Origin of the sequence: Halomonas sp. SIMBA_159, assembly GCF_046536035.1 — a bacterium.
Lineage (GTDB): Bacteria > Pseudomonadota > Gammaproteobacteria > Pseudomonadales > Halomonadaceae > Vreelandella > Vreelandella venusta_A.
In genome coordinates this window covers 1-517 of record NZ_JAWJBT010000087.1, presented here as the reverse complement: position 1 = coordinate 517, position 517 = coordinate 1, and the positions used below count along the sequence as shown (strand labels likewise).

The 517-nt window shown below is 51.6% G+C and carries 1 pseudogene; it reads right to left on the bottom strand.

From position 1 onward, the window contains the following. A pseudogene (locus R0J87_RS18470) lies at window positions 1–241 on the bottom strand (MFS transporter); the annotation flags it as partial. Between the last annotated feature and the right edge of the window lie 276 nt (window positions 242–517).

Below are 517 nucleotides of genomic sequence, written 5' to 3'. Positions count from 1 at the left end.
AGCCCAGTAGTAGGTTGAGGCCGTTGAGCACCGCCGCCGCAAGGAATGGTGCATGCAAGGAGATGGCGCCCAACAGTCCCCCGGCCACGGGGCCTGCCACCATACCCACGCCGAAACAAGCGCTCATGAGCCCGAAGTGGCGAGCCCGATCTTCCCCATCGGTGATGTCGGCGATATAGGCGCCAGCAACCGCACCTGTGGCGCCGGTGATGCCGGCCACGATGCGTCCGGCGTAGAGGATCGAGATCTCGATCCCGCGAAATTAATACGACTCACTATAGGGGAATTGTGAGCGGATAACAATTCCCCTCTAGAAATAATTTTGTTTAACTTTAAGAAGGAGATATACATATGTTTAAACGTAAATCAACCGCAGAACTGGCAGCACAGATGGCAAAACTGAATGGTAATAAAGGCTTTAGCTCAGAAGATAAAGGCGAATGGAAACTGAAACTGGATAATGCAGGTAATGGTCAGGCAGTTATTCGCTTTCTGCCGTCTAAAAATGATGAACAGG